Here is a 16,107-nt window from a genome sequence, read left to right as displayed (position 1 = left end):
TTTTCCCTATTCCTTTTTGGATTTTTCTATAACGCTATGGTCATTTCGAGGGCCATTTTTTAGGATCTATATATTATCAGCCAATACTATGCACTATTTTTGTATTCAATTGGTTAACGTAAAACCCATAAATAAATAATCGGATTAAGTGCAGATCTTTAAATAGTATATCGATCAAATCAGATCATCAAATAGTTCACCTAAATTTACGTCGCCTTGAATCTCTAAGGAATTGCCATCCCCAAAATCCAATTTTATTCCACCCCCATTGCTGCTGGAACTAAATGATTGAAATTTCTCGAATGTTAATGTGTCATGACCCCAAAGTGAGTCATCAAGCACCAGGCTATCAATTTTACTCTCAAAATCACTAATTACATCTACCCCGGAATTAAATTCAAAAACGTCCGCCCCAGAGCCGCCGATGAGGACGTCGTCACCGTTACCTCCATCGATAACGTCATCGCCACTGTTCCCGGAAAGAGTATCATCTCCACTTCCCCCAATGATTGTGTCGTTTCCAATATTGCCTACGATGAAGTCATCTCCCATCCCACCAAACAGCTGATCATCTCCTGCACCGCCCCAAATCTGGTCACTTCCTTCGTCGCCGGTAATGATATCTGAGCCATCGTTTCCTCTAATTTCGTCGTCGCCGTGGCCACCATCGATGGTGTCGTCGCCGTCACCGCCGCCAACTATATCACTGTTATGCCCCCCCTTGATGTCGTCAGAACCAGCACCGCCGTAGAGCTCATCAGTACCATCACCACCTCCAAGGAAATCGCTGCCGTCACCCCCGAACAGTGCGTCCCGACCGTTTCCTCCGAAGATCAAATCGTCGCCGAAGTTGCCCGAAATTTCATCTGCCCCATTACCTCCATTGAGTTGGTCGTTGCCGATCCCGCCATTTATCTGATCACTACCATTGTTGCCCGACAGACTGTCGTTTCCTTCCCCACCGTGAATGATGTCATTGCCGACGTTGCCAGATATCACATCATCACCGGTTCCACCGTAAACCAGATCCCGCCCCGCTCCGGCCCAAATTCTATCGTTTCCATCGTCCCCCGTAATTACATCTGAGCCATCGTTGCCTCTAATGGTGTCGTTTCCGTGGCCACCGTCAATCAGGTCATTGCCATCCCCACCACGTATAGAGTCACTGTGATGGCCACCTTTGATTTCATCGGAACCCAAGCCACCAGTTATATTGTCGTGGCCATCGCCCCCGCCAACAAAATCATCTCCGTCATTCCCCTTAAGAAGGTCATCGCCATTTCCACCGAAGATCTGATCATCTCCTTTTCGACCGGAAATTGTATCTTCTCCTTTGTCACCGGTAAGAATATCCTCACCCTTCCCACCATCAAGCGCATCTTTTCCATTATGGCCTGAAAGGCTGTCGTTGCCGTCTCCACCCATAAGGAGGTCATTACCATCCTCGCCCAAGAGAACGTCGTCCCCTTCTTGACCTTCGATCAAGTCGTCACCGGCTCCCCCAAATATCAGGTCGTTTCCGGTGCCCCCAGAGAGAAACTCAATCACGTAATCATCATCGACATGTTCCGGTAAAATTAACTCAGAAAATGCATCTGTCGGAATATATCCTTCAATGACAACTTGCAGGATCTCCTCCTCGTTGAGGCTTACAGCCAGTACTCCGTCATCAAAAAAATCTATATATTTGAGGTCCGTAAAGGTTGCGCTCGTTGCGTTGCTGCCAAGCCCAAAGCCGCCTTCTTCAACACCTAGAACCGTTAGCTGCATACTATCAAAGCTACTGAACAGGCTGTTTAGATCTAAGTCGGTATTTGCTACAGATACTGATCCGTTGGGAGTTATATACAAGACGAGGTCAGTTTGATCGGCAAAACCGTGGACGCTAATGTGCTCAAATTCAACCTCTGTCACATATTCGCTAGCAGGATTAAAATCTAATAGGCTCTTACCAGGTAGATTGTCGGCCATCATTCGAAACATGGCCCCAGGGGCATTTGTTTCTTCATATACAAACCCAAAGTTGAGAGCGTTATCGGTAAATTGTAGCAATGGCCACACTTGTGCGAAATCTACACCTGCCCTGATAAACTCTTCCATGAGGTTGAGAATTTCTTCAGCTTGATGCAAGCCATAATCTTCGTGCCGATCAAGCTGTTCGGTTACGCCTCTTTGGTTCCACTCTGTCACATGGATATCGAGGTCAGGATAGTTTTCCATCCAAGTGTCTTCTACTAACTTTAGCTCTGAGACGCGGGACCATTCGTTTGATTCACCGAGACTGTAGACATGGGCAATTACACCATTGATCAGGTGCATGGATTGGTTTTCTTCAAACTCGTTAATGATAATCATGTTACTCACGTAGCCCCAATTTATGGTGCCACTACTGTAGAGTGCTTTATCGCCAAGATTTAGACCAAATTCGAGATTCGCGGCGGCCAACGCAACGTCGGTATCCATTCCATCGAACCGAGCTGATAAGCTCGCATAGCCGTAGTTTAATCCCATCTGAACTGTTATCTGAATATCGGCGCTATCTGGGAACTCCGCAGCGACGGCATCCAACTCGTCATGGATAATTTCAGTCATAGCGACAGCAAGTCGGCCGTATTCAACGGAATTCATTTGACCGGAATGCCAATATTCGTTCCCAATCTCGAATGTTGTGATTTCAGGATCGCCGTATTTTCCTGTTGCAACGTTCCGGATGAAGGTTCTCAACTCTTCATCATTAAAATCGGGCGTTCGATTACCACTCTCATCAACCTCATCGGATAAGTTAAATCGAGTTGGAACTACAATTGAGACTGGGTGCCCATTCTCCTGCGCGTAAGAGAAAAAATCCGTAAGCGCAATCCAATCGTCTACCTGGCCGGTTTGCTTGTCAACGACCTGTTCTGCGTCCGGATCCGTGATGTCAAAAGATTTTTCCGTACGTGATCCGCCTGGATAGCGAAGTGTAGTAACACCGAGATCATTGATCGCAGTATCATATTGCCCCTCTCCGTATATCTCTCCCCTATTTGCAAGCAAGTTCCCACCAAACATGTAGTCTGTTACTTTGTCACCTTCGACTGCGATGTATTCTAATTGCGACGCCATAAATCACCCCTTTTGAGCCTAGCGGGGATTAAGTGTTTCAGCGGCCCATGACACCGAGCAGTATGTCTACGGCCCTTCTATCTTGGTATATTTTTAGTCATCTAGGCCATGGAGACACCAACCCCCCTTCGCTATCCAGATTGCGAAATTCAGCGGCAAAGTAGGTTCGCTCGTTTGGCCTGTTTGTGTCTTAAGTAAGCAAATTTACTCAAAATCTTAGGAATTGTTATACTTGGAGAGGCTACTATTGCCGCCATGCTGGTCTAGACGTCCAGCTAGCCATGGTCTTAGCCTCCAAATTTTCGTACTGAAACAGGCGTCGCCTCGCTTCTTTCGTGCATCATGGCCGCTTAAGCGAGCTCCACTGTTTTGTTTGCATAAACGTACGGAAGGTTGATCAAGTTCTGAATGCTCGCAGCTGAGAAAAACATTCGCTTGCGCTTCAACATGCGTAAGTAAGGCAGCGCAACAGACTATCGACATATGGTGTAATAAAAGTCGTTTCGAGCACTATTGTGCCCTTTTACGAAAAACACTCAGATGTCTAAAATACCTATTCGCATTCACGGGTATTCAGAAAATAAACGGTTCTCAAGGTAAAAAGGTGAGTTCGCCAAGGCCAATTCACATTCAAGAAAATCTAACCCTGCATGTCTCATTAAGACATCCAGTTTCATCTTATTGAACTGCCAACGACCGCTCAAGACCCGTCCACCGGAGAAATCCCCATCTCCAAGGAGTTCAGGAGCTACACCGGATAGGCGATACCGGCGTAACATCAGTTGGTCAAAGATTGCGATGAGCGAGGTGATATTGAACTCCTGCATCAAGCGCCCCGCACTGGCAAAGACCTTTCCGACGGTTTGCAGCTCAGCAGATGGTGACAAACAGAATCGTGTGCATTCCCAAGTCATCGGATCATGGATGGGGCCGCATTCGAGTGTTCGCGAAAAATAGTCATTGATCGCAGTTGATCCCGTTGTTGGGAGCAGTCGCATTGAGCCAACGTGATGACCAGCATCATCATCGACGACTACATAAATCGGATTAAGAAGATCATACTGATCTCGCTCGCAACCGCCGCGATCAACGTCGATCTCCCAGTTTGGCCGTTCAAAGAACTGTCTAGCTCGATCTCTGAACATCGAATGTGCCAAGTCTGGGAAAAGCCATAGATCCGTTCCAGAAATATACCTAATCATATTGATCTCCATTATTGATGAGAGATGCACTATCAGAGGCAGTGATTAACCATTCCTTACCGTACCGGTCGACGGTTTAACGTATTATTCATCCTTTTGGACTGGTGGACTGATCTAGCCGTTCTGCTCTGGCAGGTACTCGGGGGCACTCAGTGTCCAGCATTGCCGGAAACGCCAAACCCCGTGGTTTCGTATCTTTTGGGTTTTGCACCCAATTTCACTGCCGAACTTACTTTCTTCGCGTCCGAAGACACTTCCTCTCATAATGAGTTCTAATTCCGTCGAATGATCGAACCAACGTTAGAAGTGCTGCGTTACCTAGCAAGGCGTATCGGGGGACCTTGAGGATCAGGACCCATCAACTCTTTGAGCTTGCCCGTCGCAACGACATTTGACCCCAATTTCGTGGGTGCGAATCTATCCAGTGTTATTGACCAAAGAATGGTAGAAGTTTTTTTCTTAAGACTGTTACCTTGTACGATAAAAAGTCTAAAGGGACGACGTCCGCCATCTAAATTGTATCACCAGATAAATTAAGCATCGTCGACTCTTTGAAGCAGCCATTGGATCAAGAGCGAACATTCACAATTCAATCCCGGAAATCGTACATTAAGATAAGCAGACTGTTCACTGTGGCATCGGAGATAAGCTTTGCCGGCCTATCGACGTCAGACTGAGCCACAAATTATTCTGGTGACCTTACGTTAACTCCTTCCTTAGCTTTTTGTTAACTCAGATTCGCGACCTTGACCTGGCTGTCGGTCAGGGGACGCAGCACAAATTTTTTAAAGGACAAAGATATGACTGATGAAGTTGGGCGCGCGCTATGGAACATCTATGAAGACGCGTTGAACGATCTGCCAAACAAACCAGAAGGTGGATTGGCTGGAGCGACCTTAAAATTCCTCAGGGCGTTCGAGCAAGAACGGTCCACCGTCAATGTAGATCTCTGCGTCCACGCTACTCGCCACCGAAAACCCGATGAAATGGGGGAAGTTCGTCACCTTAGTTCAAGGAGATGTTAAGGTTTACCTTGCATTAACTAATAGGCGCTTCACTGAGCTTATTAGTTTTTGTAGGAGCATCGGAATGACTAGCTACAATTTGCATACCCTCTCTGAGAGGGCAGCTGACCTCCGCCCAACGCGAACTACCTGTTCTGGAGCAAGGGAACGCATCAGATTGGCTCTCGCAATTAACGAAGCCGAACAGCTTGGTTTCGAACCGACTAAAGCTGCATTGATGGAGATGTTGCGCCACCATGAATCCTCCTCCTGATTTATGCGTTTTCTTTTCTACACTCACTTGGGGCATTGGCGCTCGTAGCTACGGTCCTTTTCTCTAAGATACTTATCAAATGGCTTTTTGTTGGGTATGTGCTTTCTGTTAATGTTCCCGCATTTGTATCACATTTTTTCCTATCTCGAGTATAGAAAGCGGGACTATACCTCGCTTGAGATTTACCGCTCAAGTGTTCAAATGTGTCTGACGTTAACTACCAATGGAGCTGTGTTCGTGTTCCACATAAAGCAAACCATCCATGCGCTGCGGCATTGGTTTCTTAGACCAATTTCGACCCAGCATGTATTCGTCCATACACGCTAAAAATTCCCGCGCTTTCCATTTCATACGCTCTAAGCTCATGCTCTGGTTTGTCGCCAGCGTTAAAAACAGCTCTGGTTTTACCCGTTGCGCCAAACGCAATCGGTCTTTGTCTTCATAAATTCGTTTCGGCATGACCTTAGTATACGCCATCTGTGCCTCCGCACTCATGATTTTTCTGTGCGCCAACTTGGTTGATGCCACCGACATTTCCGACGCCTCCAAGCAGTTGCTCTTGATAAATATATTTATGCCAAGCAGGTGTTTCGCAGTTGCCTATTACGCCAAAATGGAGCCACAAAATGCGATACAGCGAGATCAACCAAACCCAACTTCTACAAGACGCTTTCCATTGTTACTGCCGCAATGATTTGGTGATCTCGAAACGCAGCTCTTCCCACCGCACATTGGGCAAACCACCCAGCTATTATTCCAGCATGATCAACCGTAATCGCAAACCATCACGCCACATCCTGCAAACGTTGCTCAACTGTCTGACGTCAGCGCCTATGGGTCCAAATAGCGTTATTTGATAAGAGAGTGTTCTTGGCTCCATGGAAGCTGGTAAGCGGCGGCTGGCAGGTGACACAGCGCGTGCTGCAAACACCGATGAGGTCAAAGACCTGCGCCGTGTCCGCCAGCTTAAGCAGGTTCATACGTTGACACACCCTACAAAGATGAACGCCAACGCGCAGGACGAGGATGAAATCGTGGCTAAGTCGAACACACGGCTTTGAGATATTAGCACTTTGCCCTAACAAGGAGGTACGCGATATTTTTAGTACTGAAAGGAAAAGCTATGAACCGCGGACTATTAATCATACTAGCGATCTCGATATCGGCATGCATGTCCGAAACTCAAACCAATGTTGGCGATAGAAGCCAGTTTGACGTCGTGCGCGAAGGCATAAACCTTGATGAGCGGGCCTTGATCTGTGCCGACGATCCTCAATCAGTAGGGTTCAAAACGTCACAAGAATGTTTTGCTCACGCGCAGTCACTGCTCTGAGAGAGCAAATAAAAAGCATGGGATTTGCATTCTTCTTTAGCTGCCGGTTCCTTGCTGCTTCCCCCAACGCACTATCTCGATCCATGACTGACACATGATAAACTGGCTTCAAACCTTCCTGACTGGCTTCTTCGCCTTGGTCATGGCCGCGCTTCTGACGCTGGCACCTGCGAGCGCAAACCCGGCGTCGGGGGGGATATCAGCTTTTTAAGCCGACCGCTTTGGAGCATCAACACGCTATCCAATTGGCGTCATTGGAGAGCTTTGACTACCACGCCAAAACCGCGTCAGAGCGTTGTAATGCTACAAATAATGCAGTCGGAGCTTTGGTTGGAGTCACGAGGCGGCCCGAAGCTGCCGTTGACCACGTCATCTCGATGCTGCAATTGCAGGCCGCATAGCAGGCATTGACCCATGAGCGCAGCATTTCAGCAATTTGGATAGCTGCATCGCGGACTATGCGGACCTTAGAGCGTTCTCAACCCATGGCTGCTTACAATAAGTGTGATCAAGGCCTCAACGAAAGCAAAGAGCAGTCGGACAAAAGGCCTACATCGACTACGAGAACGGTGTGGCCGGATCAAAACTCGTGCCCGGTCGTCTTGAAAACTGCTCGGCCGATCTGGAGCGATACGCAATTAGAACGCCATCAGAAAGCTCATCGGCGCAGCATCAAACTGATGCGGCACCGGTCAAAAGTCTGCAGATGGCTCTACACCTCGCAACGATAGAGGGGCATTTGCGGGCGAGGGTCGAATCCTACGTTGGCCGAGCAGGAGACGGGGCGACGTCTTCTACAGTGAAATTTGCTCACGCGAGGATCACGTGGTCGGCGGTCAGGATGTCGGGGCTGACATCGGTCAGGATCACCACCGTGTCGCCGTCCAGATCAATCCGCGTGTCGTAACCACCGGGGCCATCTGCACTGACAACCGCCGAGAACTCGGCGAAATCGGTGAACCCAAAGTCGCTCACATCCAGTCTGTCGCCCTCAGCGCCATCGAAATCAATCACCGTGGTGGACCCGTCGAGGTTGCGGAACGTCATGATGTCCGCGCCCTGCCCGCCCGAGATCCGGTCCGTGCCGCCGCCACCGTCGATGGTATCGTCGCCGGTGCCCGCAAAGATCACGTCATCGGCCACCGTGCCGGTCATCGCATCATCGCCCGTGGTGCCGATCTGCGTCGCGGCGCCCGAGAAATCGCCGCCGAAGATCACGAAGCTCGCGCCGGAGTCGCTGCCATTCGGATCGTCTCGATATGCCCCGACGATCAGATCGTCGAAGCCGTCACCATTCACATCCCCCGCCCCGCTCACTGAGATAAGGTCAATTAGCTGTGCCTTACCAAATTTCCAACGTCCTGCGAAGATAGTTGCGGCACCGCTGTGCGACTCACCCAAGATCTCTGGGGCGACACCTGAAATTCGATATTTGCGTAGCATTATTTTGTCGAATACTGCGACAAGCTCTGTAATCCTGAGCTCCTGCATGAGACGACCTGCGCTTGCAAAGAGAACGGCAGCGGTACGAGGGCTCGCCAAAGGTGACAAACAAAATCGGGTGCATTCCCACGTTCTGGGGCAATCGATCAGGCCATCTTCTAAAGCGCTAGAAAAGTACTCGTTGATCATGGTTCGCCCCGTGGTTGGAAGAAGTCGCAGTGAACCTGCATGCCGTCCGTCGTCATTTTCGATTACGACATATATAGGATTGATCGTGTCGTATTGATCGCGCTCGTAACCATTCTTGTCCACAGCCACATCCCATTTGAGGCGCTTTGCAAACTGTGCTGCACGGTCCGTAAACATGGTTTGCGCTAGGGTTGGGTGGAGCCAAAGGTCAGTACCAGAAATGTATCTTATCATGAAGGATCTCCTAGATTGGTGAGATCTACACCCTCCAAATTCATGGTTAATGAAGTTCAAACGGGGAGTTCGGTCCGTTTACGAATTCTTTACTAAGTTGAGTATTGGATCTGTGCGGCGTTTCAGAATTTCATAAAACAACAGGATCGCTGCCAAACGGAGTGCAACCGTTAGAAGCGACGCGGGCGATTGTGCCCATATCAAATATTAGACATTGCGCAGCGAAGGCCCGCTTTGAGCCCAGAATGCAGAGTGCTATTTTTTGCTGTACAAATTATTGAGATCAATGGAATTCAAACAGGCGAGAAGTGATGCGTATAATTGAGGCAGTAGTTAGATACGTCGATCAATTGATCCGGAAAATGTCACATTCGTCTTCACCCGTGACTGCTGAAGACCTCTCACAAGCATTGGAAATATGTAAAAAGTCTGCCTATTTTCGTTCCGTATTTCAGTCGTGGCGAACAGACGCTTGGTTGGACGTCATTGATTATTTTGGTAAAAAGAAATCCAAAGCAATGTTTGAGGCGTTCGAAGAAATGGAAAAGGGTTTCCGCTTAAAACGCCCGCGCGTCCGTGGAATGACTGCGGATGAGGAATTCCCGATCATCTTGAAAGACTTCCGAGCGGAATTCCCGTTGGCCCCTCAAGAGTTAATCAGAGCCTTTGGTGGGAGGCATCAGATGCAGAGCCGTTAGCTCGGTTCCGAATGTCCGCTTGGTCACGCGGCTAGGACCTTTAGCTCCACGCGGCCTACGGCGGCTTTGCGGGTCCTTTACTACTTATGGATAAAATTCATGAGCTTCAATCCACAGCGCCCTTCGACCCTCTCGGTGCTGTGTTGAGCTTTCTCTCCAAATCAGCAACCCGCTTGATCACGGCATCGAATTGCGGTGCTTGCCCAAAGATCATGCCCGACATCGCGCGGTAATCGCGGCGAAGGTCATCGAGCATTTTTCCAATAGGGCTGATCGAAAATGACGGCGCAACTGCCGTTGCGAGATCAAACGCTGGACGGTTGAAAAACAGGCGCGCGTGGGCGACGCAGTCGGCACCAAGCGCAGGATCCGCCAGAGCCCTCTCGCCGAAGTCCGACCCCAGAAGTTGATAGGTATCATAATAGTGTCGCGACACGCGCTGACCGCTTCCTTTCAGTTCTCCACGGATGTCGAACCAGCGGCGCAGGCCATGCAAGATCACGATCTTGTCCCAAAATGTCCGTTCCGCGTCGACGATGGTGACGTTGCCAACGGTCAGATCAATATCGGGAATGTCTTCTTCGAGGTAAGGGCTGATGCTGCGCACAGAATTGGGATCAAGCGCGGATTTTGCACCAGACTCGATTTTCACGGCCTTGGCGATGTAAGCATCATCAGGTGTCGCCGTTGGATACCTCAAATAGAGTGCCTGACTGTCTTCAGGATCGGGCTCAATAAAAAACCGAGCCACATTTAGTCCGTTTCGTCGGGCGACGTCCGACATAATTTCGTTCAACCCGCCAAGGAACTCGCCCTGAATATAAGTTTCACAGGCCGCTTTGATCGCATCCAGCGCCTTGCCGCGCTTCTTGCCGCTCAAGGCCTCAAGCTCTTCTATGGTTGCGGCTTCTCCTAAATCGTCCCGGAACACTGTGACGTCGATATCCTCCGAGAACCGGCGGATCAGTCCAAAGCCCTTTGACAAGGACGTGCCACCCTTGAACAGAAGCCTTGGCCCGTCCGGCAATCCATTGAACAGCGCATCAAGGGTCCAGCAGACCCAAAAGTCCTTTTCGACATTCTGCGGTGTGGTGCCCAAGCGCTGTGCTGTCGTCGTGAAGAGGCCAAGACGCGTCTCATCATCCGCAGAAATAATCCTGTCGAACGCGGGATTCACGCGGCACCTGCCTGCTCTGCCAGGATCGGGCGCAACAGACTCTGCATCCATGCAGGCAATGTCGTCAGTCCATCCGAGAGATCATCACCTAGGCGCTTGCCGTTTGTTGGGTCATTGAGAAGAGCCGTGAGGCGGCGGATCAGCACCTGATCCTCGTCAACCTGCCCCATCGTATCCCGCAACCAATGCAGAGCTTGCACAATGCGCATGGCCGGCCGACCGGCCCAATAGAGCTTGCTGGCAGCTGTCGGTTTGAACACGATGTCGAGCTGGCCAAGGGAGATCGATTTCAACCGGGCGTCAGTATGCACCTGGATCTTGGCCGGAACAGCATTGGTGAGACCCAGATCGTTTGCGGCCGTCATTCCATCGACAAGGACGCGTATTTGATCTCGGCGTGCGATGGCATCAATCACTTCGCGGGGATCTGCGGGGCTGTCTTTCTGGGTCAGGCGATTGGTCGACGGCTGATCATAAAGGCCACGATCTACCCGGCGCAGAGCCCCTGCCCGCGTCAGTCGCTGCAGCACTTTGTCCACGGCATCACGTTCGCCGAGATCCAGAAAATCCCTCGGTGTCCAGACGCCACGCGGCGTGCCAGTCGCAATCCGTGTCAGGATATTACCCTTTAGATCTGTTGATGCATGGTCCATGTCCGAAATCTGTAGCATGATTTCGGACATGATAGAAGTGAATTGTCCGAAATTTGTACACAAGCATCAGACATCTGAGTTCAACAACCAGAGTTCCAAAAGGAAGCGTTCATCCCCAAAACCATAGGAGTGAGAGAGTGGAGGTTGTTCCCGTGACGGGTTTGGAGGTCGAGAGAGAGGCTCCTGACCGCCCGTCGCGGGAGAGACCCAATGAATACCCAAATTATCGATGCCGGGCGTAACGCCAGCGGCGGCTACAAGGTGGATGTGTCACGCGGTGAGAATGTTGATCGCGTGTCATCGGAGTGGTTCTCGCGACCCGATGATGAGCGATACCTGTCACTCGACGACCTCTTTGCGTCTGTAAAAACCCGCACTGAGCAGAGCCGGACGCGCACCGTTGAGAGCGACGCGATCCGGGTCGAGGCGCATCGCGATGACCCCGAGAAACTGGGGTTGGTCCTACCCGGGGTCAACGAGCCCATCGCGCCGACGCATTGGAGCTTTGGACAGTTGTCGAGCATCGTCGGCGCGCCAGCCGCCTATCTGCGCCAGCTGCCCGCACCGCTGGCAGGCATCAACCTGCAATATGGGCTGACCAACCACCGCGTCGAGCAGATCAAGACCATGGAGGTCGCGAATGGTCGCACGGAACTGCGTGCCGTCACAGGCCCTGACTATGGGCGCATCTACGACCACGAACTGGTCTCCGCCGTGCAGCGCATCGCGGGCAACGGCACCGGGGACAGGCGGCACGATGCCTTGCGCGAGGGGTTGATTGCGGCAGGGCTTGACGCACCTGCCGTAGCGGGCGGAATGTTCCTGTGGGCGCAACTGCCTGAACGCATCGACGTATCGCGGCTGTTCGAGACAGCAATTGCCCAAGGCGTGCTCTACGCGCCGGGCGCGGCCTTCGACGCCAGCGGCCAAGGTGGCGAGATTGCGCACTACGCCCGGTTCTGTTTTGCCTCCAACGATGTGGCGTCGTTGAAACAGGCAACTGACCGTCTCGCCCAAGCAGCGCGTCTGTCCGCACAGTGAGTGGGGCAAGCTCAGTTGCGCTGGCCCTTGCGCCAGATATCCTCATCATCGCGCTCGGCATGCTGCTTGGACGGTTTTTCGACAACACCCTATGGGTCGCCCTCGACAAACTCTGCTTTTATGTCTTCTTCCCCGCGCTCATGTTCACTGCGGCGGCAGCACGTCCGATTGGCCTAAGTGACATTGCCTCTATCGGTGTTGCGGTCTGGATCTTGATGGGGCTCGGCTTTGTCTTGGCCTTGCCGTTACGAAGGATTGGACCCGCTTCCTCTCTGGATTTCGCCGGTGTCTGGCAGACGGCCTGGCGTTTCAATGCGGGGCTTGCCTTTGTGGTGGCTCAGACGCTTCCACACGAGGCGGCTGCCTTGATGGCGGTTGCCATCGGCTTGGCTGTGCCGCTGGCCAACGTCCTAGCCGTGGGCGCGCTGGCACGCGGCGCGGGCCAGACCATCGGCCCTGCATCCAAAGCGATTGTGACGAACCCCTTCTTTCTGGCCAGCAGTGCAGGATTGCTTGTCGGAGCCACAGGCCACGCCGTGCCAGGCACGGCTGAATTGGCGCTGGACCGTCTGGCCGAAGTCGCAATTCCAGCAGCACTCCTGTCTATCGGAGCGTCCTTGAGCTTGCGCGTGCTCTGTGCGCTAAATGGTCTCACAGGCGGATTTCACCTGATCAAATTGGTTCTGCTGCCGCTTTGCGCATTCGGACTCGCCGACGTTATGGAATTAAGTCCCACACAAACATCTGTCATCGTGCTCTTCGCCGCCTTACCAACCGCAGCCGCTGCGCAAACACTGGCAGCGCGCTTCGGCGCAGACCGACGCGGTCCGGCAACCATTATAGCCCAATCTACGGGCTTAGCTTGCATGACTCTACCTGTGTGGATTGCGCTCGTCGTTTAGCAGGCTCGTCGTTTAGCAGGCTCAGCGTGCTGCTTCACCCGGAGCCGCAAGCTAGTTCAGACATGGTTATTGCGGACGTTAGCGAAAAGACAGCGAAAGTTCATTTTGTCCCGTGGCTTGATCCTTGTTTCCAATATATTCGCTGCATCGTGAACGAATGGCCGGTATCTCTGCTGCCGCGCGGCGCCGCGAAGTGAGCACATGAAGCGATGTCAGCGCTGCGAACGCACGCCGCAAGAATATCAAATTCACAGTTTGGGCTCGTAGGAGCCATTCGCTGCGTTTTGCGTCAATGTCTGCTGCGAACTATGATTGAGGTCCCTGCCCCGTCCGTCACGGCCCACACCGGATGAGGTGGGTGGCTCCTGCTCCACCGGCATCGAATGTGCCAAAGTGCAGTTGTCATCGACTGCTAGGAAAGGAGCCACCCAATGACAGTAAAGACCGTAGGCCTGTCCGTCGTCAGGGTTTTTGGCACCAATGTCAGCTTAAACTAAGAGAGAGTTCGGCTCATCTGGTTGGTTTGATTATGCGGCGCGTTGTCTGTGATGCAAACGGAGTGGTACTGACGTATTCTTCCAAATCTACATTCGCATTAGGGCCCTTGGGTTGAAAGCCCTGATCAAATATTTCATCTGGCGCACGCGTATCACCGCGATAGACGGTGTCAGGTAAGATATCATCTGCATTATTTGGAGCATTAGAAGAGCGGAGAAACACCGACATATCGCCAAGGCTTGCCGTGCGAGGCAATGCACGCTCGTCACCAGTCTGCACGAGTGCTGCGCCGGTAGCCACCACATTTGCGCTAGTGTGCGGCGGCGCGCGCGGAGTTCGTTAGATTCACCGACTGAGCGAACAGTTCCTGCGCCTCCACAGGACAGCTGATACGCGTCCAGTCTCCCGGCGCAGCAAAGCTCGCGACCGTCCCGAATGCCATAATGAGAAAAACGCAAAGGGTTCGGATTAATAGGAGTGCAATAGAAGCCATACTCACAAAGGCCCCCACGACCCTTTAGAGTATCCCGGGTCTGGAAAGGAGAGTAACCAGATTTGATCACAGGACAGGCACCTTAACTTTCTGCTTTGTAGGGGCATTGTGCTATCAACATCGTCGATTATTTCGATGCACTCCCCTTTTTCAAGCTGTCGTTCGATCCAGACAACAAACCGGTTGAACTCACTCATTGAGCGGAAAGCTTCGATTTTCTCCCAGCTGCAATTTTTCATTGCTGAATCCATGCAGGATCAAGCGGATTGATGTTGCGGTCAAAATAGATTTGGTTCCCACCCCCAACTAGGCCCCTTTGTGGAGCGGCCACTCCCTCAAACAACCGAGTTCCAGCGGGGACTTCCATCTGTACAACTGTTGTGGCCGAGTTCCCCCAGTTTTGATCAAGTGCGCTGTCAATTACCGACTGAACTGGCCCTTGCGGCTCCGCGCGTGTCCAGTAGCCACCTGCCGGATCACCATTGTCACCGATCACACGATACAGCGTAGTTGGTTCGGTTGTGATTACCTCATCGTACGTTCCGCTTCGAAAGGTTATCGCGATGTCGTCAGGCAAAGGCCCTTCGTTAAGAGGGCCAAACCTATTCACCAGTCCCCCATTTGGAGCAATATTGCGAGCCAAAGCAAAAGCATCAAAGAAATCGTCCGCATAAGTTCCCAGTCCTGCAGCAGGGCCTAGTGTTGCATAATATGCTCCGAGGACGGACGGGTCTCCGCCGTCATAGGCTCTCAGAACGCCGACAATATCCGCTGCAGCCAATGCGGTGAGCCCACCTGTGCACACAGTGCTTGTCACACAAACGACGTAAGTCTTCGTCGCCGCATCACCAACCACGGTAACCCCGATTGCGGCACCCTCGGCGACGACGCCCGCAAATGGTGCCGCGAGTATAGCAACGCTGATTGCGCCAACGACAGCGACGTTTTCGGTATCTCGCGCGTTGCGCGCCTCGGCCACCGATTGTTCAAACGCTACAACACATTGTGACGCGCTGAAGCCCGAACAGGATGACGCATAAAACTCAGAATACACGAGGTGTTCTGTTGAGCCCGAGACAAGATCGATGACTGATGACGCCGACTCTGTGCCATATTGAATGCCGCTCCTGTCATATTGAACGGAGTCATGATAAGATAATTTCTGCAGCGCTTGGATGCTTGCTTCGGCGATTGGATTATTGAGGTATTCAATTTCTGCAGTGAGTTCGGCGCAGTTTCCATTCGTACTGCACATCAGCAATTCATGACGGTTGCCTAAAGATGTCTCTAATGCAGCGGCATTGGTCATATCCCGACATGATTGATCTTCGCCGCAACGGTCCAATGCCGTTATGTATTGCGTCCATTCATCATGTTTCAGATAGTTATTTTCAAAGCCAGATATTGCTATGGCAGCACCGACAGTCACATTTTCGCCGTCTCCATTGGAAACTAGAAATGATGCCAATGCTCCGTACAATTCTGCGTTGGCGGCCAATTGCGAACGTTCTTCTTGCGTAACTCCGCTTGCGTCCATTGTTCCCGCGTATATCGCCTGCGCCATTGCACCCGCAGCCCCCGCGGCACAATCAGCACCCTGTGCCTCAGCCGCGAGACAGCCTGAAACGGCATGGAGCGTTACATGTGCTAAGCTGCCTTCGCCCCCGTTCGCGCCATCTTCAAAAATGTCACCGATACCCGATTGAATATCCGCAAGGCCAAGCGAAACCGTTGAGGATGTAACAGCGGTAACGAACCCCGCACCGAAATCTGTGCCGTAGACAGCTGACGACAAACCGGATGTTATCGCAGCGTCCAGTGCGCCTTCACTAAAGGACGCGATGGTGAATTGGCCGCCATC

The 16,107-nt window shown here is 51.7% G+C and carries 12 protein-coding genes and 1 pseudogene; 5 read left to right on the top strand and 8 right to left on the bottom strand.

The window, feature by feature from the left end; translation table 11 throughout:
• Nucleotides 1–174: 174 nt before the first annotated feature.
• Nucleotides 175–3,105 carry a calcium-binding protein gene (locus L0664_RS00060; protein ID WP_235223581.1) on the bottom strand — a complete coding sequence of 977 codons (2,931 nt, stop codon included), beginning with the start codon at nt 3,103–3,105 and terminating at the stop codon, nt 175–177.
• Between the two features lie 563 nt (nt 3,106–3,668).
• Complete coding sequence (locus L0664_RS00055) at nt 3,669–4,307, bottom strand: acyl-homoserine-lactone synthase (protein WP_235223580.1); 639 nt, start codon at nt 4,305–4,307, stop codon at nt 3,669–3,671.
• Between the two features lie 800 nt (nt 4,308–5,107).
• Between L0664_RS00055 and L0664_RS00050 the strand changes: the two genes are divergently transcribed.
• Nucleotides 5,108–5,332: a hypothetical protein gene (locus tag L0664_RS00050; protein WP_235223579.1), complete on the top strand. Its 225-nt coding sequence runs from the start codon at nt 5,108–5,110 to the stop codon at nt 5,330–5,332.
• A 466-nt stretch (nt 5,333–5,798) separates the two neighbouring features.
• On the opposite strand, the gene L0664_RS00045 is transcribed toward L0664_RS00050, so the two are convergent.
• Nucleotides 5,799–6,119, bottom strand: coding sequence for a hypothetical protein (locus L0664_RS00045; protein WP_235223578.1), 321 nt, complete (start codon nt 6,117–6,119; stop codon nt 5,799–5,801).
• Nucleotides 6,120–6,463: 344 nt separating this feature from the next.
• Between L0664_RS00045 and L0664_RS00040 the strand changes: the two genes are divergently transcribed.
• On the top strand, nt 6,464–6,646 hold the full coding sequence (locus L0664_RS00040; protein ID WP_235224910.1) for a hypothetical protein: 183 nt from the start codon (nt 6,464–6,466) through the stop codon (nt 6,644–6,646).
• Between the two features lie 1,082 nt (nt 6,647–7,728).
• On the opposite strand, the gene L0664_RS00035 is transcribed toward L0664_RS00040, so the two are convergent.
• Nucleotides 7,729–8,727 (bottom strand): acyl-homoserine-lactone synthase, encoded by a 999-nt coding sequence (locus tag L0664_RS00035; RefSeq protein ID WP_235223577.1) that lies wholly within the window; start codon nt 8,725–8,727, stop codon nt 7,729–7,731.
• A gap of 440 nt (nt 8,728–9,167) precedes the next feature.
• Between L0664_RS00035 and L0664_RS00030 the strand changes: the two genes are divergently transcribed.
• Complete coding sequence (locus tag L0664_RS00030; RefSeq protein ID WP_235223576.1) at nt 9,168–9,482, top strand: hypothetical protein; 315 nt, start codon at nt 9,168–9,170, stop codon at nt 9,480–9,482.
• A gap of 106 nt (nt 9,483–9,588) precedes the next feature.
• Here L0664_RS00030 and L0664_RS00025 read toward each other — a convergent pair whose 3' ends face one another.
• Together L0664_RS00025 and L0664_RS00020 are read right to left on the bottom strand one after the other, a co-directional pair.
• A complete protein-coding gene (locus L0664_RS00025; RefSeq protein ID WP_235223575.1) occupies nt 9,589–10,659 on the bottom strand; it encodes a nucleotidyl transferase AbiEii/AbiGii toxin family protein in 1,071 nt (356 codons plus the stop codon).
• The gene (locus L0664_RS00020) at nt 10,656–11,312 is read right to left on the bottom strand and encodes a DUF6088 family protein (RefSeq protein WP_235223574.1); all 657 of its coding nucleotides are present in this window, start codon (nt 11,310–11,312) and stop codon (nt 10,656–10,658) included. The genes L0664_RS00025 and L0664_RS00020 overlap by 4 nt, the downstream gene beginning before the upstream one ends.
• Nucleotides 11,313–11,522: 210 nt before the next feature.
• Between L0664_RS00020 and L0664_RS00015 the strand changes: the two are divergent.
• Nucleotides 11,523–12,065 (top strand): annotated as a pseudogene (locus tag L0664_RS00015) (DUF932 domain-containing protein); the annotation flags it as partial.
• Nucleotides 12,066–12,349: 284 nt separating this feature from the next.
• Nucleotides 12,350–13,255 (top strand): AEC family transporter, encoded by a 906-nt coding sequence (locus L0664_RS18605; protein ID WP_235223573.1) that lies wholly within the window; start codon nt 12,350–12,352, stop codon nt 13,253–13,255.
• Between the two features lie 510 nt (nt 13,256–13,765).
• Here the strand turns inward: L0664_RS18605 and L0664_RS18655 are convergent.
• Nucleotides 13,766–13,981: a scabin-related ADP-ribosyltransferase gene (locus L0664_RS18655; protein WP_418888013.1), complete on the bottom strand. Its 216-nt coding sequence runs from the start codon at nt 13,979–13,981 to the stop codon at nt 13,766–13,768.
• Nucleotides 13,982–14,481: 500 nt separating this feature from the next.
• A partial coding sequence (locus L0664_RS00005; protein WP_235223572.1) for a DUF637 domain-containing protein occupies nt 14,482–16,107 on the bottom strand: 1,626 nt, incomplete at its 5' end.

This window comes from Octadecabacter dasysiphoniae, assembly GCF_021532615.1.
Taxonomy (GTDB): Bacteria; Pseudomonadota; Alphaproteobacteria; order Rhodobacterales; family Rhodobacteraceae; genus Octadecabacter; species Octadecabacter dasysiphoniae.
The sequence above is the reverse complement of the archived record's forward strand: the minus strand, read 5'-3'. Positions and strand labels throughout refer to the sequence as shown.

Excerpts from the sequence above, each read along its gene's own strand:
- L0664_RS00035 (WP_235223577.1), bottom strand. The coding sequence starts at position 8,727 with ATGTTTACGGACCGTGCAGCACAGTTTGCAAAGCGCCTCAAATGGGAT.
- L0664_RS00050 (WP_235223579.1), top strand. The coding sequence starts at position 5,108 with ATGACTGATGAAGTTGGGCGCGCGCTATGGAACATCTATGAAGACGCG.
- L0664_RS00040 (WP_235224910.1), top strand. The coding sequence starts at position 6,464 with ATGGAAGCTGGTAAGCGGCGGCTGGCAGGTGACACAGCGCGTGCTGCA.
- L0664_RS18655 (WP_418888013.1), bottom strand. The coding sequence starts at position 13,981 with ATGTCGGTGTTTCTCCGCTCTTCTAATGCTCCAAATAATGCAGATGAT.
- L0664_RS00045 (WP_235223578.1), bottom strand. The coding sequence starts at position 6,119 with ATGTCGGTGGCATCAACCAAGTTGGCGCACAGAAAAATCATGAGTGCG.
- L0664_RS00020 (WP_235223574.1), bottom strand. The coding sequence starts at position 11,312 with ATGGACCATGCATCAACAGATCTAAAGGGTAATATCCTGACACGGATT.
- L0664_RS00060 (WP_235223581.1), bottom strand. The coding sequence starts at position 3,105 with ATGGCGTCGCAATTAGAATACATCGCAGTCGAAGGTGACAAAGTAACA.
- L0664_RS00055 (WP_235223580.1), bottom strand. The coding sequence starts at position 4,307 with ATGATTAGGTATATTTCTGGAACGGATCTATGGCTTTTCCCAGACTTG.